Below are 16,590 nucleotides of genomic sequence, written 5' to 3'. Positions count from 1 at the left end.
TGTACGTGTGAATCCCGCGCGTGTCGTGCCGAGGTTATCGGGCCCGGGGGCGCGCCGTCCGCCGGGGCTCAGCCGTGGAAGTGGATCCCGGTCACGGCGGCGGCCGAGCGGCGGTCCAGCAGGGTCGCCGAGGCGCAGCCCGCGGGCGGGCGGCCCGCTTCGGCCTCGCGGAGCAGCCGGGTCACCGCGCCGCGGTGGCGGGCGAAGGCGTACGCGGACACCCGGCGGCCGCGCGCGGCCTGGCCGGAGAGCGCCTCCTCGGGGCTGCTGTCCAGCAGGAGCAGGTGCAGCGCCCGGCCGCGGCGGCGCGCGGCGGCCGCGAGCAGCCCCCGTACCCAGCTCTGCGTGCCGCAGTCGTGGACGACCACGGAGGCCCCGGAGCTCAGGATCCGCCACAGCCCCCAGTAGTGGGCGGCGCGCACCAGCGGCCGGTACACCGCGTACGGGAGCGCCGCGGGCATGCGCCGCTCCCAGCGCTCACGGGCGTCCTGGGAGTCGACGGCCCCGCCCTCGGCGGCCGTCCGCTTGATCAGGGTGCTCTTGCCACCGCCGGGCAGGCCGGACACCACGACGATGTCCCCGGCCGCGAAGCCGAGCGGCTCGGGGGTGCGCGCGGCGGGTCCGCGCAGGTCGCGCACGGGGCCGAGACCGGTGTCGGCCGCCTTCCCGCGCTCGCGCGCGCCGCGCTGCGCCGGCACCGCTTCCACGGTTCCCGTCGTCGTCACCACTCCGAATCTCCGCACAGTGTTCGCCTCCCCCGAATCGGGTCACCAGGACCCTTGCCCACTGAGTGTAAAGAGACGGTAATCCGGCGGCCCCGGTTCCGGTCCGACCCTTCGGAGGGCCGTACGAACTTTCGGCCCCCACCGCCCGATGCCGGGCATCGCGTGCAATGATGTGCGCCATCTGGACCAACTGCATACCGGCCGCTTGAATCCGCGCGGGAGAGTCCCGGCACGCCGCAAGGCCGTGCGCGGGCGCCGAAGGAGCAAGAACCTCCCTTGAATCTCTCAGGCCCCGAACCGCGTGGATGAGGCAGATCTGAAAAGCGAGCTGCTGCGCAGCTCCACCCAAGGTGCAAGTCGATGAGACCCGGCGATCTGCTGATCGGTGGAACTCTCGGCGAACCTCTCAGGTTCCGATGACAGATGGGGAGGAACGTCCTCGTCATGTCATGTCGATGCCCTGGGACCCGGGAGCCACACCCATGAGCACTGCCCCCCGCCTGACCGCCCTCGATGCGCTGCACCGCTCGCTCGGTGCGACCATGACCGACTTCGCGGGCTGGGACATGCCGCTGCGGTACGCCAGCGAGCGCGACGAACACAACGCCGTACGCACCAGGGCCGGTCTCTTCGACCTGTCCCACATGGGCGAGATCACGCTGACCGGCCCGGAGGCCGTCAAGGCCCTGGACCACGCGCTGGTCGGCAACATCTCCACCGTCGGTGTCGGCCGCGCCCGCTACACGCACATCTGTCAGGAGGACGGCGGGATCGTCGACGACCTGATCGTCTACCGCCTCGGCGAGACCGAGTACATGGTCGTCGCCAACGCCTCCAACGCCCAGGTCGTCCTGGACGCCCTGACCGAGCGTGCCGCCGGCTTCGACACCGTGGTCCGCGACGACCGCGACGCGTACGCGCTGCTCGCGGTGCAGGGTCCGCAGTCCCCCGGCATCCTGGCGTCCCTGACCGACGCCGACCTGGACGGCCTCAAGTACTACGCCGGCCTGCCGGGCACCGTCGCAGGCGTGCCCGCGCTGATCGCGCGTACGGGCTACACGGGCGAGGACGGCTTCGAGCTGTTCGTCTCCCCCGAGCACGCCGTCGAGCTGTGGCAGGCGCTGACCAAGGCCGGCGAGGGCGTCGGCCTGGTCCCGGCCGGCCTGTCCTGCCGCGACACCCTGCGCCTGGAAGCGGGCATGCCGCTGTACGGGCACGAGCTGACCACCTCCCTCACCCCGTTCGACGCGGGCCTGGGCCGGGTCGTGAAGTTCGAGAAGGAGGGCGACTTCGTCGGCCGCGCCGCGCTGGAGGCCGCCGCCGAGCGGGCCGGCGCGTTGCCGCCGCGCAAGCTGGTCGGTCTGATCGCCGAGGGCCGCCGCGTTCCGCGCGCCGGGTTCCCGGTCGTCGCCGACGGTCAGGTCATCGGCGAGGTCACCTCCGGCGCCCCGTCCCCGACGCTGGGCAAGCCGATCGCGATGGCGTACGTGGACGCGGCGCACGCCGCGCCCGGTACCTCCGGCGTCGGCATCGACATTCGCGGTACGCATGAGCCGTACGAGGTCGTGGCCCTGCCGTTCTACAAGCGGCAGAAGTAGCCCCACGCACCACGTCCGCCGTACGGGAACCCGTACGGCGCCGTCTCAGTACCCAAGACCGCAGTTCGTATCCACTCCCCCGTATCCAGGAGAATCAGGTCATGAGCAACCCCGAGAAGCTGCGTTACACCAAGGAGCACGAGTGGCTGTCGGACGCCGTGGACGGCGTCGCGACGGTCGGTATCACGGAGTTCGCGGCCAACGCGCTCGGTGACGTCGTCTACGCCCAGCTCCCCGAGGTCGGCGAGACCGTGACCGAGGGCGAGACCTGCGGCGAGCTGGAGTCGACGAAGTCGGTCAGCGACCTGTACTCCCCCGTCACCGGTGAGATCGTCGAGGCCAACCAGGACGTCGTGGACGACCCGGCGCTCGTGAACACCGCCCCCTTCGAGGGTGGCTGGCTCTTCAAGGTCCGCCTCTCGGAGGAGCCGAAGGACACGCTGTCCTTCGAGGAGTACACCAAGCTCACCGCCGGTAACTGACCCCAGGGGATCCTGATGTCTGTACTGAACACCCCGCTCCACGAGCTCGACCCGGACGTCGCCGCCGCTGTCGACGCCGAGCTCGTACGCCAGCAGTCCACCCTGGAAATGATCGCGTCGGAGAACTTCGCTCCGGTCGCCGTCATGGAGGCCCAGGGATCGGTCCTGACCAACAAGTACGCCGAGGGCTACCCCGGCCGCCGCTACTACGGCGGCTGCGAGCACGTCGACGTGGTCGAGCAGATCGCCATCGACCGCATCAAGGCGCTGTTCGGCGCCGAGGCCGCGAACGTCCAGCCGCACTCCGGTGCGCAGGCGAACGCCGCCGCGATGTTCGCGCTGATCAAGCCGGGCGACACGATCATGGGCCTGAACCTGGCCCACGGCGGTCACCTGACCCACGGCATGAAGATCAACTTCTCCGGCAAGCTCTACAACGTGGTCCCTTACCACGTCGACGAGACCGGCGAGGTCGACATGGCCGAGGTCGAGCGCCTCGCCAAGGAGTCCAAGCCGCAGCTGATCGTCGCCGGCTGGTCCGCCTACCCGCGCCAGCTGGACTTCGCCGCCTTCCGCCGCATCGCGGACGAGGTCGGCGCGTTCCTGATGGTCGACATGGCGCACTTCGCCGGCCTGGTCGCCGCGGGTCTGCACCCGAACCCGGTGCCGCACGCCCACGTCGTCACCACCACCACGCACAAGACCCTCGGCGGTCCGCGCGGCGGTGTGATCCTGTCGACGCAGGAGCTGGCCAAGAAGATCAACTCCGCGGTCTTCCCCGGTCAGCAGGGCGGTCCGCTGGAGCACGTGATCGCGGCCAAGGCGGTCTCCTTCAAGGTCGCGGCCTCGCCCGAGTTCAAGGAGCGCCAGGAGCGCACCCTGGAGGGTGCGAAGATCCTCGCCGCCCGTCTGGTCCAGGACGACGTCAAGGCCGTGGGCGTGGACGTCCTCACCGGTGGCACCGACGTGCACCTGGTCCTGGTCGACCTGCGCAACTCCGAGCTGGACGGTCAGCAGGCCGAGGACCGCCTCCACGAGGTCGGCATCACGGTCAACCGCAACGCCATCCCGAACGACCCGCGGCCGCCGATGGTCACCTCGGGTCTGCGGATCGGTACGCCGGCGCTGGCCACCCGCGGTTTCGACGCCGAGGCCTTCACCGAGGTCGCCGAGATCATCGCGGCGGCGCTGAAGCCCGCGTACGACGGCGAGGCCCTGAAGGCGCGCGTCTCCGCGCTCGCCGCGAAGTTCCCGCTGTACCCGACGCTCTAGCCGGGGGGCCGGTCACCGGCCACGGAGGGGCCCGGCCTTGTTCCCGCACAGGCCGGGCCCCTCTTTTCTTCTCCGCACACGGCCGCACCCGGCCGTGCGCGGCCCAGCCCTCCCCGCCTCTTCGCCCGCCCCACTGCCCGTCCGACGGCCCCGGCGCCGTCCCCCGCCGGGCGTACGGGCCCCCGGGACCCTGGACCGGCACCCGCCGGCCCCGTCCACGTAATCCATCCCACCTCGTCCGGCAGTCGGGACGTTCACATCGCCGCGTTAAGCTCGTCTACCGGACAAAATCCGAATAATCCGCCGCTCCTGCCCCCCTCCCACCCCACGAGCAGACAAGGGAGTCCGCCACCGTGGCCATCTCCGTCTTCGACCTCTTCTCCATCGGTATCGGCCCCTCCTCCTCCCACACGGTCGGTCCGATGCGGGCCGCGCGCATGTTCGTGACGCGGCTGAAGAAGGACGGCGTGCTGGCCCAGACCGCCTCCGTCCGGGCCGAGCTCTTCGGCTCCCTCGGCGCGACCGGCCACGGACACGGCACCCCCAAGGCGGTGCTGCTCGGCCTGGAGGGCCACTCCCCCCGCACCGTGAACGTCGAGACCGCCGACGACGAGGTCGAGCGCATCCGCAAGAGCGGCCGGCTGCGGCTGCTGGGCGCGGAGATAGGCGATGTCCACGAGATCGCCTTCGACGAGCCGAACCAGCTGATCCTGCACCGCCGGCGCTCCCTGCCGTACCACGCGAACGGCATGACGCTCTTCGCGTACGACAGCGCGGGCACCCCGCTGCTGGAGAAGACCTACTACTCGGTCGGCGGCGGCTTCGTCGTGGACGAGGACGCGGTCGGCGAGGCCCGGATCAAGCTCGACGACACGGTGCTGAAGTACCCCTTCCGCTCCGGCGACGAAATGCTGCGCCTCGCGAACGAGACCGGGCTGTCGATCTCCTCCCTGATGCTGGAGAACGAGAAGACCTGGCGCACGGAGGAGGAGATCCGCGAGGGCCTCCTGGAGATCTGGCGCGTCATGCAGTCCTGCGTCTCGCGCGGCATGTCCCGCGAGGGCATCCTCCCCGGCGGCCTGCGGGTCAAGCGCAGGGCCGCCTCCACGGCGCGCCAGCTGCGCACCGAGGGCGACCCGATGCTGCACCGCAGCGAGTGGGCCACGATCTACGCGATGGCGGTCAACGAGGAGAACGCGGCGGGCGGCCGGGTCGTGACCGCGCCGACCAACGGCGCCGCGGGCGTCCTGCCGGCGGTGCTCCACTACTACATGAACTTCGTGCCGGGCGCGGACGAGGACGGCGTGGTCCGCTTCCTGCTCGCGGCGGGCGCGATCGGCATGCTCTTCAAGGAGAACGCCTCGATCTCCGGCGCCGAGGTCGGCTGCCAGGGCGAGGTGGGCTCCGCCTGCTCGATGGCGGCCGGCGCCCTCGCCGAGGTCCTCGGCGGTACCCCGGAGCAGGTCGAGAACGCGGCCGAGATCGGCATGGAGCACAACCTGGGGCTGACCTGCGACCCGGTCGGCGGCCTCGTGCAGATCCCGTGCATCGAGCGCAACGGCATGGCGGCGGTCAAGGCCGTCACCGCGGCCCGGATGGCGATGCGCGGCGACGGCAGCCACAAGGTGTCCCTCGACAAGGTCATCAAGACCATGAAGGAGACCGGCGCCGATATGAAGGTCAAGTACAAGGAGACCGCCCGCGGCGGCCTCGCGGTCAACGTCATCGAGTGCTGACGCGCACCACGTGACACGAGAGGGGCCCGGCGCGTTCGCCGGGCCCCTCTCTGCTGCCCGAAGCGGAACCGCGGTGTCCGAGGCGGCGTCCTAGGCTGTGCCACCAGTCCCCGTCTCTCGAGAAACGAGGGGACGTCATGATCAACGCCCGTCTCCGGCAGTCCGTGGCCCTGGCAACCGGCGTACTGCTCGCCGCCTGCCTCTCCTTCGCCGCACCTGCCTCGGCCTCCTCCGCCACCTCCACCAGGACCCAGGCCCAGACCCCGCTCGTCGTCAACGCCCGCTGGGCCGGGCACCCCTCGTACGACCGGATCGTCATCGATGTGCAGGGGTACGTCCCCACGGCGACCGTCACTCCCGTCCCGCAACTGGTCTACGACGGTTCCGGAAAGCCCGTGCCGCTGGCCGGGAAGTACTTCCTGGAGATCCGTCTCAACCCCGCCGCCGCGCACAACGAAGCGGGTGGGAACGTCTACCAGGGGCCCAAGCTCCAGAAGATCAACCTCAGCAAGCTCAAGGGCATCGCCCTGACCGGCGACTACGAGGGGTACGTGACCTTCGGCGCCGCCTTCGACACCCTGCCGTACTACCGCGCGTTCGCCCTGCACGCGCCGGAGCGGTACGTCGTGGACATCGCGCACTGAACCGGTGCCGTCCGCCGGGCCCGGGGCGTCCCACGCTCCGGGCCCTCGCCGTGCCGGCTCCGGGCAGATGTCACCTGCGCCAGAACAGATGGTGCGTCACACCGCTCGCGCTGGGCACGACGTCGAGGTGGAAACGGTCGAGGAGCTCCTCGGGCGACTCCCAGAGCCGCACCCCTGATCCGATCTCCACCGGCGAGACCGCCACGTGCAGGGTGTCGACGAGGCCGGCGTCGAGGAACTCCCGGATGGTGGTCGCGCCGCCGCCGAGCCGGACGTCCTTGCCCCGCGCCGCGTCCCGCGCCATGCCGAGCACCGTGGCCGGGTCCTCGCCGACGAAGTGGAACGTGGTGTCGGAGAGCGTGAACGAGGGGCGCGTGTGGTGGGTCATGACGAAGACGGGCGTGTGGAACGGCGGCTCCTCACCCCACCAGCCGCGCCAGTCGTGGTCGGCCCAGGGGCCGCGCTGGGGCCCGAACTTGTTGCGGCCCATGATCTCGGCGCCGATATTGCGCGGGTAGTCCCGCGTCAGGTAGTCGTCGAGGCCACGGCTCCCGCCGGGATCGGTGCGCATGGGCCAGCTCGCCGTGGCTCCGGCCCAGGCGAACATCTCCCGGGGGTCGGCGGAGCCGAACGGCCGCTCCAGGCTCTGGTGCTCACCGGCCCCGAATCCGTCATGCGAGACGGTGAAGTTCTGGACTCTCAGCAGTTGCGGCACGACTTCCTCCCATGGGGTCGACACCGTGGAGACCGCCCGGGCGGGGAGAACTCATCGCCGTGCGACCCACCGTTTCGCTCGCTTCCCCGGCGCGGGCTCAGCGGTGCTCGGGGTTGGGGAAGTCGAAGCGGCAGCCCGCGTCCCACTCCGAGCGCTGGTTGCCGTGCGCCGGGATGCCGCCCGAGCGCTTGAGCAGGGCGGCCAGGTGCATCAGGTTCCAGGACATGAAGGTGGTGTTGCGGTGGGTGAAGTCGTTCTCGGGGCCGCCCGAGCCGGGGTCCAGGTAGGAGGGGCCGGGACCGGCCTCGCCCATCCAGCCCGCGTCGGCCTGCGGCGGGATCGCGTAGCCGAGGTGCTGGAGGCTGTAGCTGTAGAGGACCGGTCACTGGTCGCTCTCCCAGCCGTGCTCGGTCATGTCGGGCCAGACCCCGGTCGCGAGGTCGTGATCGACGGCGCGGACGACCGAGGTCCGGGCGCCGGCCCCTTCCATGACGGCGCGGCTCCTGTCGATCAGGCCCTCGGTGTTGCTGATCTCGGGCGAGCGTTTGAGGGTGCAGTTCACGTAGAGGGCGGTCAGGTCCGAGTAGTCGTACGAGGCAGCCACTCCCCCAGCCTCGGCAGGGGGAACGGGCGCCGCCAGCGGACCGCACCCGTCCGGGTACCTAGGATGGCGGCATGTCCCTGCCGCACGCCATCCTCACCGCCCTGCTCGAGAAGCCCTCGTCCGGGCTGGAGCTGACCCGGCGGTTCGACAAGTCGATCGGGTACTTCTGGTCGGCGACGCACCAGCAGATCTACCGCGAGCTGGGGCGGCTGGAGGAGGCCGGACTGATCCGGGAGCTGCCCAGCGAGGTGCCCGTGCGGGGCCAGAAGAAGGAGTACGAGGTGCTGCCCGCCGGCGGCGCGGAGCTGGCCCGGTGGGTCGGCGAGAGCCAGGACCCCAAGCCGATGCGCGACCCGCTGCTGCTGCGGATCCGGGCGGCGGGCGTGGTGGGGCCGCAGGGGCTCGGTCCTGAGCTGCGGCGCCATCTGGAACTGCACCGGCGCCAGCTCGCGCAGTACGGGGCGATCGAGGAGAAGGACTTCCCGCCGGGGCGGGACGCCGTGGAGGACCGGCTGCGCCGGCTCGTGCTGCACGGCGGGATCGCCCTGGAGACGTTCTGGCTGCACTGGCTGGAGGAGGCCCTCGCCGAGGTCGAGGACATGTCCGGCCCGCAGGCCTGACGCCGGGGCGGGACCCCGGACGGACGGCGCCGCCCCGCCCCGGCGGTCCGGGACGGGGCGGCGGCGGGAGGGACTACTTGTTCACAGAGGCCCAGAACTCGTCGAAGCTCAGCAGGCCGTCGCCGTTCGCGTCCTTGGAGGCGATCACGGCGTCCGCGACGGGGCCGGTGACGAACGGGTCGCCCATGGCAGCCATGGCCGCCTTGAACTCGTCGGCCGTGACGAAGCCGTCACCGTTCACGTCGAACTTGCCGAACGTCGTCCGTGCGCTCTCGATGTCCGCCACTGGGTCCACTCCTTTTTGATGCCTTGTTGACCGGCCCAGGGTAGCGGCCTCCCCCGGCCGCCCCCGCCTCGGGTCCCGTACCGCCTCCGTCCTCGTCCAGGCCCCGCGCGCTCAGCGGAAGATGCCGGTGTGGCCGAGCGAGTAGCGGCCGGGCTGGGGGTACACGGCGAGCCCGTGCGGTCCGCCGCCCACCGGGATCCGGGCGAGCTGCTTGCCGGTCTGCGTGTCGATCGCGTAGACCTCGGAGTTGTAGCGGCCCGAGAGCCACAGCACCTTGCCGTCGGCGGAGACCCCGCCCATGTCGGGGCTGCCGCCGTCGGGCAGCGTCCACTTCTTGGTGAGCTTGCCCTCCGGGAAGTTGAAGACCGAGACCGTGCCCTCACCCCGGTTGGAGACGTACATCTCCTTGGAGTCGCGGCTCACGTAGAGGCCGTGGCAGCCCTTGCCCGTGGGCAGCAGCTTGGGGATGTCGAACTTGTCCCCGCTGAGCACCCACATGCCGTGCGCCATCATGTCGGCGACGTAGAAGGTCTTCCCGTCCGGGGAGACCTTGACGTCCTGCGGCATCGCCCCCTCGAACGGCAGCTTCTGCTGGCCGACGACCTCCATCCGCTCGGTGTCGACCTTGAGGAGTTCGCCGGAGAACTCGCAGCTCACGATGAAGTAGCGGCCGTCGGCGGAGAAGTCCGCGTGGTTGACGCCGTAGCAGGTGACGGGGACCGTCTTGACCCGGTCCATCGTGTGCGGATCCCGGAAGACCAGCTCCTTGTCCATCGAGGCCATCACGATCGCGTACTTGCCGTTCGGCGTGAAGTACAGGTTGTACGGGTCGTGCACCTCGACCGGCTTTCCGGCCTCGCCGGTGGCCGGGTTGATCGGGGTGAGCGTGTGGCCCCGGTTGTTGTTGACCCACAGGGTCTTCAGGTCCCAGGAGGGGACCACGTGCTGGGGCTGGACCCCGACCGGGATGGTGTCGATGACCTGGTAGGTCTGCGGGTCGATGACGGACACCGTGTTGGAGTTGGTGTTCGGCACATAGATGCGGGAGGGGAAGTCCTTGACCACGGGGGAGAGCTTGTTCGGCCGGTCCGCCGCGTAGACGTCGTTCGGATCGAGGACCGGTGGCATGCCGGGCAGACCGGGCGGGGCGGCCGGCACGGCCTTGACGGGCTCGGCCGGGCCCTTGGTGCCGAGCGCCTCGGCGGGTCCCTTGTCGGCTGATCCGCAGCCTGCCAGGGCGGCGAGGACCAGCCCTGCCAGCAGCACGCCGGCAGTCCGGGGAAGGCGGGTGGTCGTCATGGGGTCAGCAGCTCCGTGGTGGTCACCGCGCGCAGTTTGCGGCGCGCGAGTTCTTCGAGGAGGGGTGGCATAGCGTCGACCGTGTCCGCGTAGCCGAAGTGCAGGCTCACCACCGATCCGGGCCGGATCGTCCCGGCGACGGTGCGGATGACGGCCGCGGCGCCGGGCGAGGTGAAGTCGAGGGAGTCCACGTCGTACGAGAGGACGTGCGGGTAGCCGGCCCGCTGGGCCAGCTTCTGGACGAGCGGGGTCGCGTACTGGGTCTGGGAGGGCCGGAACCAGGTGCCGATGGAGCCGGTGAGCCGCTTGAGCCGCTGGGCGCAGCCGGTGATCTCGGCGTACGCCTGCGCCTCGGGCATGTCGTTGATCGCGAGGTGGCGCTGGGTGTGGTTGCCGAGCTCGTGACCGCCGTCGAGGATGCGGCGGGCCAGCTCGGGGTGGGCGTCGAGCCAGGATCCGATCGCGAGGACGGTGACCCGCGCGCCGCCCTTCTCGGCCGCGGCCAGCACGGCCCGGGCGATGGCCGGGTCCCCGTTGCCGTGGAAGGTGAGGGCGACCCGGGGACGGTCGCGCGGACCGTGGCCGATCTCGACGGGCTGCCCGGCGAACCGGCGCGGGGCGGCGGCCGGGGCGGCCTGTGCCGGGCGGGCCGGCCGGGGCGATCCCGGCGGCGGGCCGGAGGGCTCGGTGGCGGGCCGACCCCGTCCGCAGCCTGCGGTGAGGCCGGCAGCGGCGGCGCCGGCCGACCCGAGGGCGGCCGCGCGCAGGGCCACGCGCAGGGCCGCGCGGCGGCCTGGTTGTGAGAGCACCTGCCCATTTAAGGGGTGGATGACCCGGATGGTAATGATTGACCCAATTCGGGCCATCCGCCAGAAGAGGCCAACCGGGTGGTCGACTCCCTAAGTGATCAACGATTTACACAGAGCAGTCGATACTTATTCATAGATTACGAGGTGAGTGGCCGACCTCACCTAGGATTTAGCTAGAAAGTCTTACTATTTGCCCACTTATGTCCAAGTAGAGACTTTTGGCGTTTGGGCCCTCGTCTGCCATAGTCGGAATCACGGCTTCCCATTGACCCGAGCGAAGTCATCACGCCGAGGATCACACCCCCTTCGATCCTCGGCGCACCCATGAGGCCCCCACACCGCCCATCCGGCGCACGGGGGCTTCAGGCGTTCTGGCGGTCGGCCACCCGCATCTCGAACCACGTGATCTTCCCGCGCGGCAGCAAGTCCGCACCCCAGCGGTCGGACAGCTTGTCGACGAGGAAGAGGCCCCGGCCGGTGGTGTCCATCTCGTGGACCGGCATCAGGCAGGGCAGTCCGCGCGAGGGATCGCGCACCTCCACCCGGATCCAGCCGCGGCGCCGCAGCATGCGCAATCCGAAGGAGCGGGCCCCGGTGTGCCGGACCGCGTTGCCGACGAGTTCGGAGACCAGCAGGACGGCATGCTCGGCGATCTGCGGCGAGAGGCCCCAGAGGCGGATCACCACGCACTGGGTGAGCCGGCGCGCGGTGCTCGCCGACTCGGGCATGGACGGCAGCGTCACTTCCGCTTCGGCCGGATTTCCATACAACTCCAGCGCCTTGCGGCCCTGTTCGTCCTCGACAGCCGCCGTGAGCCGTACCGCCGAAGCACTGCCGCGCTGCCGCGGCTGTTCCACACCTTCCAGGCCCGCCATGCACCCATCATGGACGGCCGACCTGCCCTCCCGGGTCGTTCCACAGGAAAACACCCCCCGGATTCAACGAATCCAAGGGGGTGTTCTGTCATATGCGGGAGGCAATCAGAGGACCTCGGCGCACACCCTGACCTGCGGTGACGGCCCGCACGTAAGTGATCACAGCGAGTGGATCACCATTTCTTCTTAAGGTTGCCTTAAGCCCTGGCTAATCCACCCACAGGGAGGACCGCCCCACCCGACCGGAGGATCCCGCTCAGGCGAACTTCGCCTTGCCCGGGCCCTCTTCGACGAAACTGCGCATTCCGCGCTCGCGGTCCTCGGTGGCGAACAGGCCCGCGAACCAGTTGCGTTCGATGGTCAGGCCGGTGTCGATGTCGGCCTCGAGACCCGCGTCCACGCACTCCTTGGCGGCCCGCAGCGCGATCGCCGGACCCTGCGCCAGCTTCGCGGCCCAGGCGTGCGCCTGCTCGTACACCTCGGCGGCGGGCACCACCCGGTCGACCAGTCCGAGGGTCAGTGCCTCGTCGGCCTTGACCATGCGGCCGGTGAAGATCAGGTCCTTGGCCTTGGACGGTCCCACCAGCCGGGACAGCCGCTGGGTGCCGCCCGCGCCCGGGATCAGGCCGAGCAGGATCTCGGGCTGGCCGAGCTTGGCGTTGTCGGCGGCGATCCGGTAGTCGGCGCACAGCGCGAGTTCGCAACCTCCGCCCAGCGCGTAGCCGGTGATGGCCGCGACGACGGGCTTGGGGATGCGGGCGACGGCGGTGAAGGCGTCCTGGAGCGCGCGGGACCGGACGACCATCGCCGCGTGGTCCATCGTCTGCATCTCCTTGATGTCCGCGCCCGCCGCGAACACCTTCTCACCGCCGTAGATGATGACCGCGCGGACGTCGGCGCGGTCGGTCGCCTCCACCGCGAGCTCGCGCAGCCGGTCCTGGGTGGCGATGTCCAGGGCGTTCATGGGCGGCCGGTCCAGGCGGATGGTGCCGACGCCTTCGGAGACTTCGAGAGAGAGGGTCATACGGGCCAGGTTAGCGCCGGTTAACGTGAAGTGGCCCGGTGCTGTGGGTCACAGCACCGGGCCACTTCTACCGCCCGCGCGACGGGCGGGACATCCTTGCCGCGCCTACTTGGTCCACTCCGCCCACGGCATGTTCCAGCCGTTGAGGCCGTTGTCCGGGGCGATCTCCTTGTCCTTCGAGTTCTTCACGATGACCACGTCACCGATCAGCGACTCGTTGAAGAACCAGGCGGCCGGGGCGTCGGGGTCGCCGCCGCCGCGCTGGTCGCGCAGGCCCACGCAGCCGTGGCTGACGTTCGCCGAGCCGAAGGTGCCGGAGGAGGCCCAGTAGTTGCCGTGGACGAAGGTGCCGGAGTTCGACAGGCGCATGGCGTGCGGGACGTCGGCGATGTCGTACTCGCCGCCGAAGCCGACGGTCGCGCCGTTCATCCGGGTCACCTTGTACTTCTCGCTGATGACCATCTGGCCGTTGTACGTGGTCGTCGACGGGGCGCCCGCGGTGATCGGGACGGTCTTGAGGACCTGGCCGTCACGGACGACCTGCATCTCCTTCTCGCTCGCGTCGACGGTGGAGACCTGGGAGCGGCCGATCGTGAAGGTGACCGTACGGGTCTGCTTGCCGTAGACGCCGGGGCGGCCTTCGACTCCGTCGAGGGCGAGCTTCACAGTGACCTTGGTGCCCGCGGCCCAGTAGTTCTCGGGGCGGAAGTCGAGGCGGTCGTTGCCGAACCAGTGGCCCTCGACCTGGACGGGCGGCTCGGCCGTCACCGTGACGGCCTTCTCGACGGCCTCGGGGTTGGTGATCCCCCGGGTGAAGTTGATCGAGACCGGCATGCCCACACCGACGGTGGAGCCGTCCTCGGGGGTGTAGTGGCCCACGAAGGTGTTCGTCGGGGTCAGGGTGGTGAAGGTGGTGTCCTTGGCCGACTCCCGGCCGCCCTCGTCCTTGGCGACCGCGTGCACCTTGTACTCGGTGGCGGAGGCCAGGTGGCGGGCCGGCTCCCAGCTCGCGCCGTCGTCGGCGAGCTTGCCCTCGACCGCGTTGCCCTTGGTGTCGGCGACCGTCACCGTGGTCAGCTTGCCGCCCGTGCTCGTTATCTTCAGGACGCCGCTGGTGGCGACCTCCTTGGCCCCGTCGTCGGGCTTGACGCTGACGACCGCCTTGGAGGCCTCGGTACCAGTCTTGCCGCCACCCCCGGCATTGTCGTCGCCGCCGCTGCCGTTGCCTGCGCCACCGCCACTGCACGCGGTGGTGAGCAGCAGGGCCGCCCCCAGCAGAAGGGCCGGCAGGCCGGTGCGGGCGCGGCCGCGTATCGGCTGCAGGTTCACTCGTGTTCTCCCCATGTCCCCCGCGCGCGGACTGTCGCGCGCCTGTTGACAGGTAATCACAGGGAGGGATCACGATGAGCCACGGTCTTGTCACCGTTCCGTCCCAACTGCCCGGAGCGGTGGTGCGGCGGCCGCCCCCGTGACCGGGGACGATGCGTGTTCCGGCCGACCCGCGGGGCGGCCGCCGCGGGGGTCAGGCCCGGGGGCCCTTCGCGTGCTGGGGGTGCTTGGAGTGCTTGGAGTGCTTCGGGTGCTTGCCCTTCCCGTGGTCGCCCTTCGGGTGCTTGGGCTTGCCCTTCCCGTGGTCGCCCTTCGGGTGCTTGGGCTTGTCCTTGCCGTGGTCGCCCTTCGGGTGCTTGGGCTTGTTCTTGCCGTGGTCGCCCTTGGGGTGCTTGGGGTGCTTCGGCTTGTCCTTCCCGTGCTCATCCTTGCCGTGGTCGACGGGCTTGTTGCGCACCGTGACCTCGATGCGCCGGTCCGGGGTGCCGATGTCCAGGCGCAGCGGGCCGGTGACCCGGTCGGCGGGCAGGACGTAGCCCGGCGGCACCGCGGTCTCGACCAGGTAGTACCAGCCCTCGGGGAGCGGGCCGAAGGTGCAGAGACCGGCCCGGTCGGTGGTGCACTGCGGGACTACGCGGCGGTCGGCGTTGATGCCGCGCGTCTGCAGACCCGGGGTGTTGTTGGTCTCCTGCCACACCTCGAAGACCGCACCGGGCAGCGGGCGCCTTGTCCTGGCGTCCTGCTTCACGACCCGGATCGAGCCCTCGTACTCCTCGTTCACCGGGGTGTTCGCGACGGCGACGACGACGCCGTCCGCCACATCGCCGCGGTCCAGGTCGAACCGGGTGACCGGGTCGGCGGGAGGCTCGTACCCGACCGGGGCGGCGGTCTCCCGCCAGTAGTACGTCCGCCCGACCGGCAGCTCCACCGTGCAGGTGCCCCGGGCGTCCGTCACGCAGACCCCGTCGAGGCGGGTGTCGGCGGGCGCCTCCGTCTGGAGGCCGGTACGGCCGTTGCTCTCCTGCCACAGCTCGAACTGCGCGCCGGCCAGCGGCAGACCGGTGGCCCGGTCGGTCTTGCGCAGCACGACCGAGGCGGCGTCCGGCGGCTCGGGGGTGCGCCGGTTGTCGGCCTCGAACCGGACCCCGGCCTGCGCGTTCCCGGTCGTGAGGGTCAGCTCGTGGACGCGGTCGGCCGGCAGGTCGTAGCCGAGCGGCGCCCGGGTCTCGCGCCAGTAGTAGGTACCGGGCTCGGTGGTCCGCTCACAGATGCCGGAGGCCGGGGTGGTGCACTCGGCCACCAGGGTGTCGGCGTCCGGTGCGGTGTCCTGCAGGCCCTCCGTCCCGTTCGTCTCGCGCCACAGCTCGAACTGCGCGCCCCGCAGCGCCTCGCCCGTCACCGCGTCCCGCTTGAGGACCGAGACCGATCCGGTCACCGGGACCGGGCCGTCGCACCCGGGCAGGTCGCCGTTGAAGGGGTAGGCGTGGAACTCCTGTCCGCCGCCCCCGGTCGTGCTGCTGCCGTGGGTGACGGAGCCGGTGGTGAAGAAGCGCCCGTTGATGCCGGGCAGGGTGACGACGGTCTGCGAGGACTGCTGCCCCATCAGGAAGCTGCCCTGGAACTGGCCGCCACCGGTCAGGTTCACGGTGGTGGCGTCCGGGAAGTTCCACAGCAGCCGGTCGCGGTAGGCGTTGAGGGGATCGCTGTCCGCGATGCCGCCGCTGTACGTGTTGATCGTGCGCGTGGCGCCCAGGACGTTCACCAGCACGGTGGCCCTGGCCGGGATGCGGGCGAACCGGATGCCCTGCTGGCCACCCCCGCTGCCGACCAGGTTCGCGTCGACGGTGAAGACCTGGAGCGCGGAGGTGCCGTCGCCGGTGAACACGGTCTCGAAGCCGCTGTTGACGGCCGTGCCGGTGGCCGGGCGGGACTGCCCGGCCACCCGTGCGTAGCACTGGCTGGCGGCGCTGAGCCGGTCGCGCAGTCCCGCGTACGGGGTGACGGCGGCGGGGTCCTGGACCGGGCGGCCCGTGACCGTGCCGGTGACGGTGCCCGCGTGGCGGACCACACCGCCGTCGGCGAGCAGGCGTTGGCCCGCCGCGACGGTGATCGAGCCGCCGGTGGTGAGGAAGTCGGCGCCGACGGGCGGGGGCACCCTCGATCCGGCTCCGACGATGCCGACGTTGTAGCGGCTGTCCCCGCCCGCCTGCTTGTTCTGGTCGAAGTCGCCGAGGACGACGAGCCTGCCCTCGGCCTCGGAGGCCCGGCCCCGGACCCGGAAGTCGCCGCCCGCGAAGATGTTGATGCCGTTGTCGCGGCCCTGCGGGACGCCGTCGCTGCCGACGGGCGGGTACGGGTGGGGGCAGTCGCCCGGCACGCAGGGCCCCAGCCCCCCGGGAAGCGGGGCTCTGGCGACCGCCGCCGGGCGGTCGCCGCCGGGCCCCTGTGCGAAGGCCGCGGGCGCGGCGGAGGCCAGTAGGGCTCCGATCGCGAGCCCGAGGGTCCAGTTCCTGGCTGACATGACGCTCCGTCCGTTGCCTGCTGCCCTGATGTGCATGGACAGGCTGGAGGC

General features: G+C 70.9%; 15 protein-coding genes, 1 pseudogene and 1 riboswitch. Of the genes and pseudogenes, 6 read left to right on the top strand and 10 right to left on the bottom strand.

Annotation, left to right across the window (positions count from 1 at the left end; all coding sequences use genetic code 11):
- Positions 1-68: 68 nt before the first annotated feature.
- A complete protein-coding gene (locus ACIQZO_RS21785; protein ID WP_403628394.1) occupies positions 69-725 on the bottom strand; it encodes an AAA family ATPase in 657 nt (218 codons plus the stop codon).
- A 206-nt stretch (positions 726-931) separates the two neighbouring features.
- A riboswitch (glycine riboswitch) is annotated at positions 932-1,035 on the top strand.
- Between the two features lie 172 nt (positions 1,036-1,207).
- Between ACIQZO_RS21785 and gcvT the strand changes: the two genes are divergently transcribed.
- The 5 genes from gcvT (at position 1,208) to ACIQZO_RS21760 (ending at position 6,457) form a co-directional block, all read left to right on the top strand.
- Positions 1,208-2,323, top strand: coding sequence for a glycine cleavage system aminomethyltransferase GcvT (gene gcvT, locus ACIQZO_RS21780; RefSeq protein WP_403628392.1), 1,116 nt, complete (start codon positions 1,208-1,210; stop codon positions 2,321-2,323).
- Between the two features lie 101 nt (positions 2,324-2,424).
- A complete protein-coding gene (gene gcvH / locus ACIQZO_RS21775) occupies positions 2,425-2,805 on the top strand; it encodes a glycine cleavage system protein GcvH (RefSeq protein WP_319722092.1) in 381 nt (126 codons plus the stop codon).
- 15 nt (positions 2,806-2,820) lie between these two features.
- Positions 2,821-4,077 (top strand): serine hydroxymethyltransferase, encoded by a 1,257-nt coding sequence (glyA, locus tag ACIQZO_RS21770; RefSeq protein ID WP_403628389.1) that lies wholly within the window; start codon positions 2,821-2,823, stop codon positions 4,075-4,077.
- A 353-nt stretch (positions 4,078-4,430) separates the two neighbouring features.
- Positions 4,431-5,813, top strand: a complete 1,383-nt coding sequence (locus ACIQZO_RS21765) for an L-serine ammonia-lyase (protein ID WP_403628387.1) — start codon at positions 4,431-4,433, stop codon at positions 5,811-5,813.
- A gap of 137 nt (positions 5,814-5,950) precedes the next feature.
- The gene (locus tag ACIQZO_RS21760; RefSeq protein ID WP_403628385.1) at positions 5,951-6,457 is read left to right on the top strand and encodes a hypothetical protein; all 507 of its coding nucleotides are present in this window, start codon (positions 5,951-5,953) and stop codon (positions 6,455-6,457) included.
- 70 nt (positions 6,458-6,527) lie between these two features.
- Here ACIQZO_RS21760 and ACIQZO_RS21755 read toward each other — a convergent pair whose 3' ends face one another.
- Both ACIQZO_RS21755 and ACIQZO_RS21750 read right to left on the bottom strand, forming a co-directional pair.
- Entirely contained in the window at positions 6,528-7,172 is a 645-nt protein-coding gene (locus ACIQZO_RS21755; RefSeq protein WP_403628383.1) for a dihydrofolate reductase family protein, read from the bottom strand.
- Positions 7,173-7,269: 97 nt separating this feature from the next.
- Positions 7,270-7,776, bottom strand: a pseudogene (locus ACIQZO_RS21750) (hypothetical protein).
- Positions 7,777-7,847: 71 nt separating this feature from the next.
- Between ACIQZO_RS21750 and ACIQZO_RS21745 the strand changes: the two are divergent.
- On the top strand, positions 7,848-8,396 hold the full coding sequence (locus ACIQZO_RS21745) for a PadR family transcriptional regulator (protein WP_403628381.1): 549 nt from the start codon (positions 7,848-7,850) through the stop codon (positions 8,394-8,396).
- A 73-nt stretch (positions 8,397-8,469) separates the two neighbouring features.
- On the opposite strand, the gene ACIQZO_RS21740 is transcribed toward ACIQZO_RS21745, so the two are convergent.
- From ACIQZO_RS21740 to ACIQZO_RS21710, 7 genes are all read right to left on the bottom strand, one after another.
- Complete coding sequence (locus ACIQZO_RS21740) at positions 8,470-8,682, bottom strand: EF-hand domain-containing protein (protein WP_403628379.1); 213 nt, start codon at positions 8,680-8,682, stop codon at positions 8,470-8,472.
- A 111-nt stretch (positions 8,683-8,793) separates the two neighbouring features.
- Positions 8,794-9,981, bottom strand: coding sequence for a YncE family protein (locus tag ACIQZO_RS21735; RefSeq protein WP_403628377.1), 1,188 nt, complete (start codon positions 9,979-9,981; stop codon positions 8,794-8,796).
- A complete protein-coding gene (locus ACIQZO_RS21730) occupies positions 9,978-10,790 on the bottom strand; it encodes a polysaccharide deacetylase family protein (protein ID WP_403628375.1) in 813 nt (270 codons plus the stop codon). Before ACIQZO_RS21730 ends, ACIQZO_RS21735 begins: the two co-directional genes overlap by 4 nt.
- A 362-nt stretch (positions 10,791-11,152) precedes the next feature.
- Positions 11,153-11,665 carry an ATP-binding protein gene (locus ACIQZO_RS21725; protein ID WP_403628373.1) on the bottom strand — a complete coding sequence of 171 codons (513 nt, stop codon included), beginning with the start codon at positions 11,663-11,665 and terminating at the stop codon, positions 11,153-11,155.
- Between the two features lie 256 nt (positions 11,666-11,921).
- Positions 11,922-12,689 carry an enoyl-CoA hydratase/isomerase family protein gene (locus ACIQZO_RS21720; protein ID WP_403628371.1) on the bottom strand — a complete coding sequence of 256 codons (768 nt, stop codon included), beginning with the start codon at positions 12,687-12,689 and terminating at the stop codon, positions 11,922-11,924.
- A 105-nt stretch (positions 12,690-12,794) separates the two neighbouring features.
- Positions 12,795-14,033 (bottom strand): Ig-like domain-containing protein, encoded by a 1,239-nt coding sequence (locus ACIQZO_RS21715; RefSeq protein ID WP_403628369.1) that lies wholly within the window; start codon positions 14,031-14,033, stop codon positions 12,795-12,797.
- Between the two features lie 178 nt (positions 14,034-14,211).
- Positions 14,212-16,539, bottom strand: a complete 2,328-nt coding sequence (locus ACIQZO_RS21710; RefSeq protein ID WP_403628367.1) for a choice-of-anchor A family protein — start codon at positions 16,537-16,539, stop codon at positions 14,212-14,214.
- Between the last annotated feature and the right edge of the window lie 51 nt (positions 16,540-16,590).

It is taken from the genome of Streptomyces sp. NPDC097617, assembly GCF_044761485.1.
Classification (GTDB): Bacteria; Actinomycetota; Actinomycetes; order Streptomycetales; family Streptomycetaceae; genus Streptomyces.
This window is presented reverse-complemented; position numbering and strand designations above follow the sequence as displayed.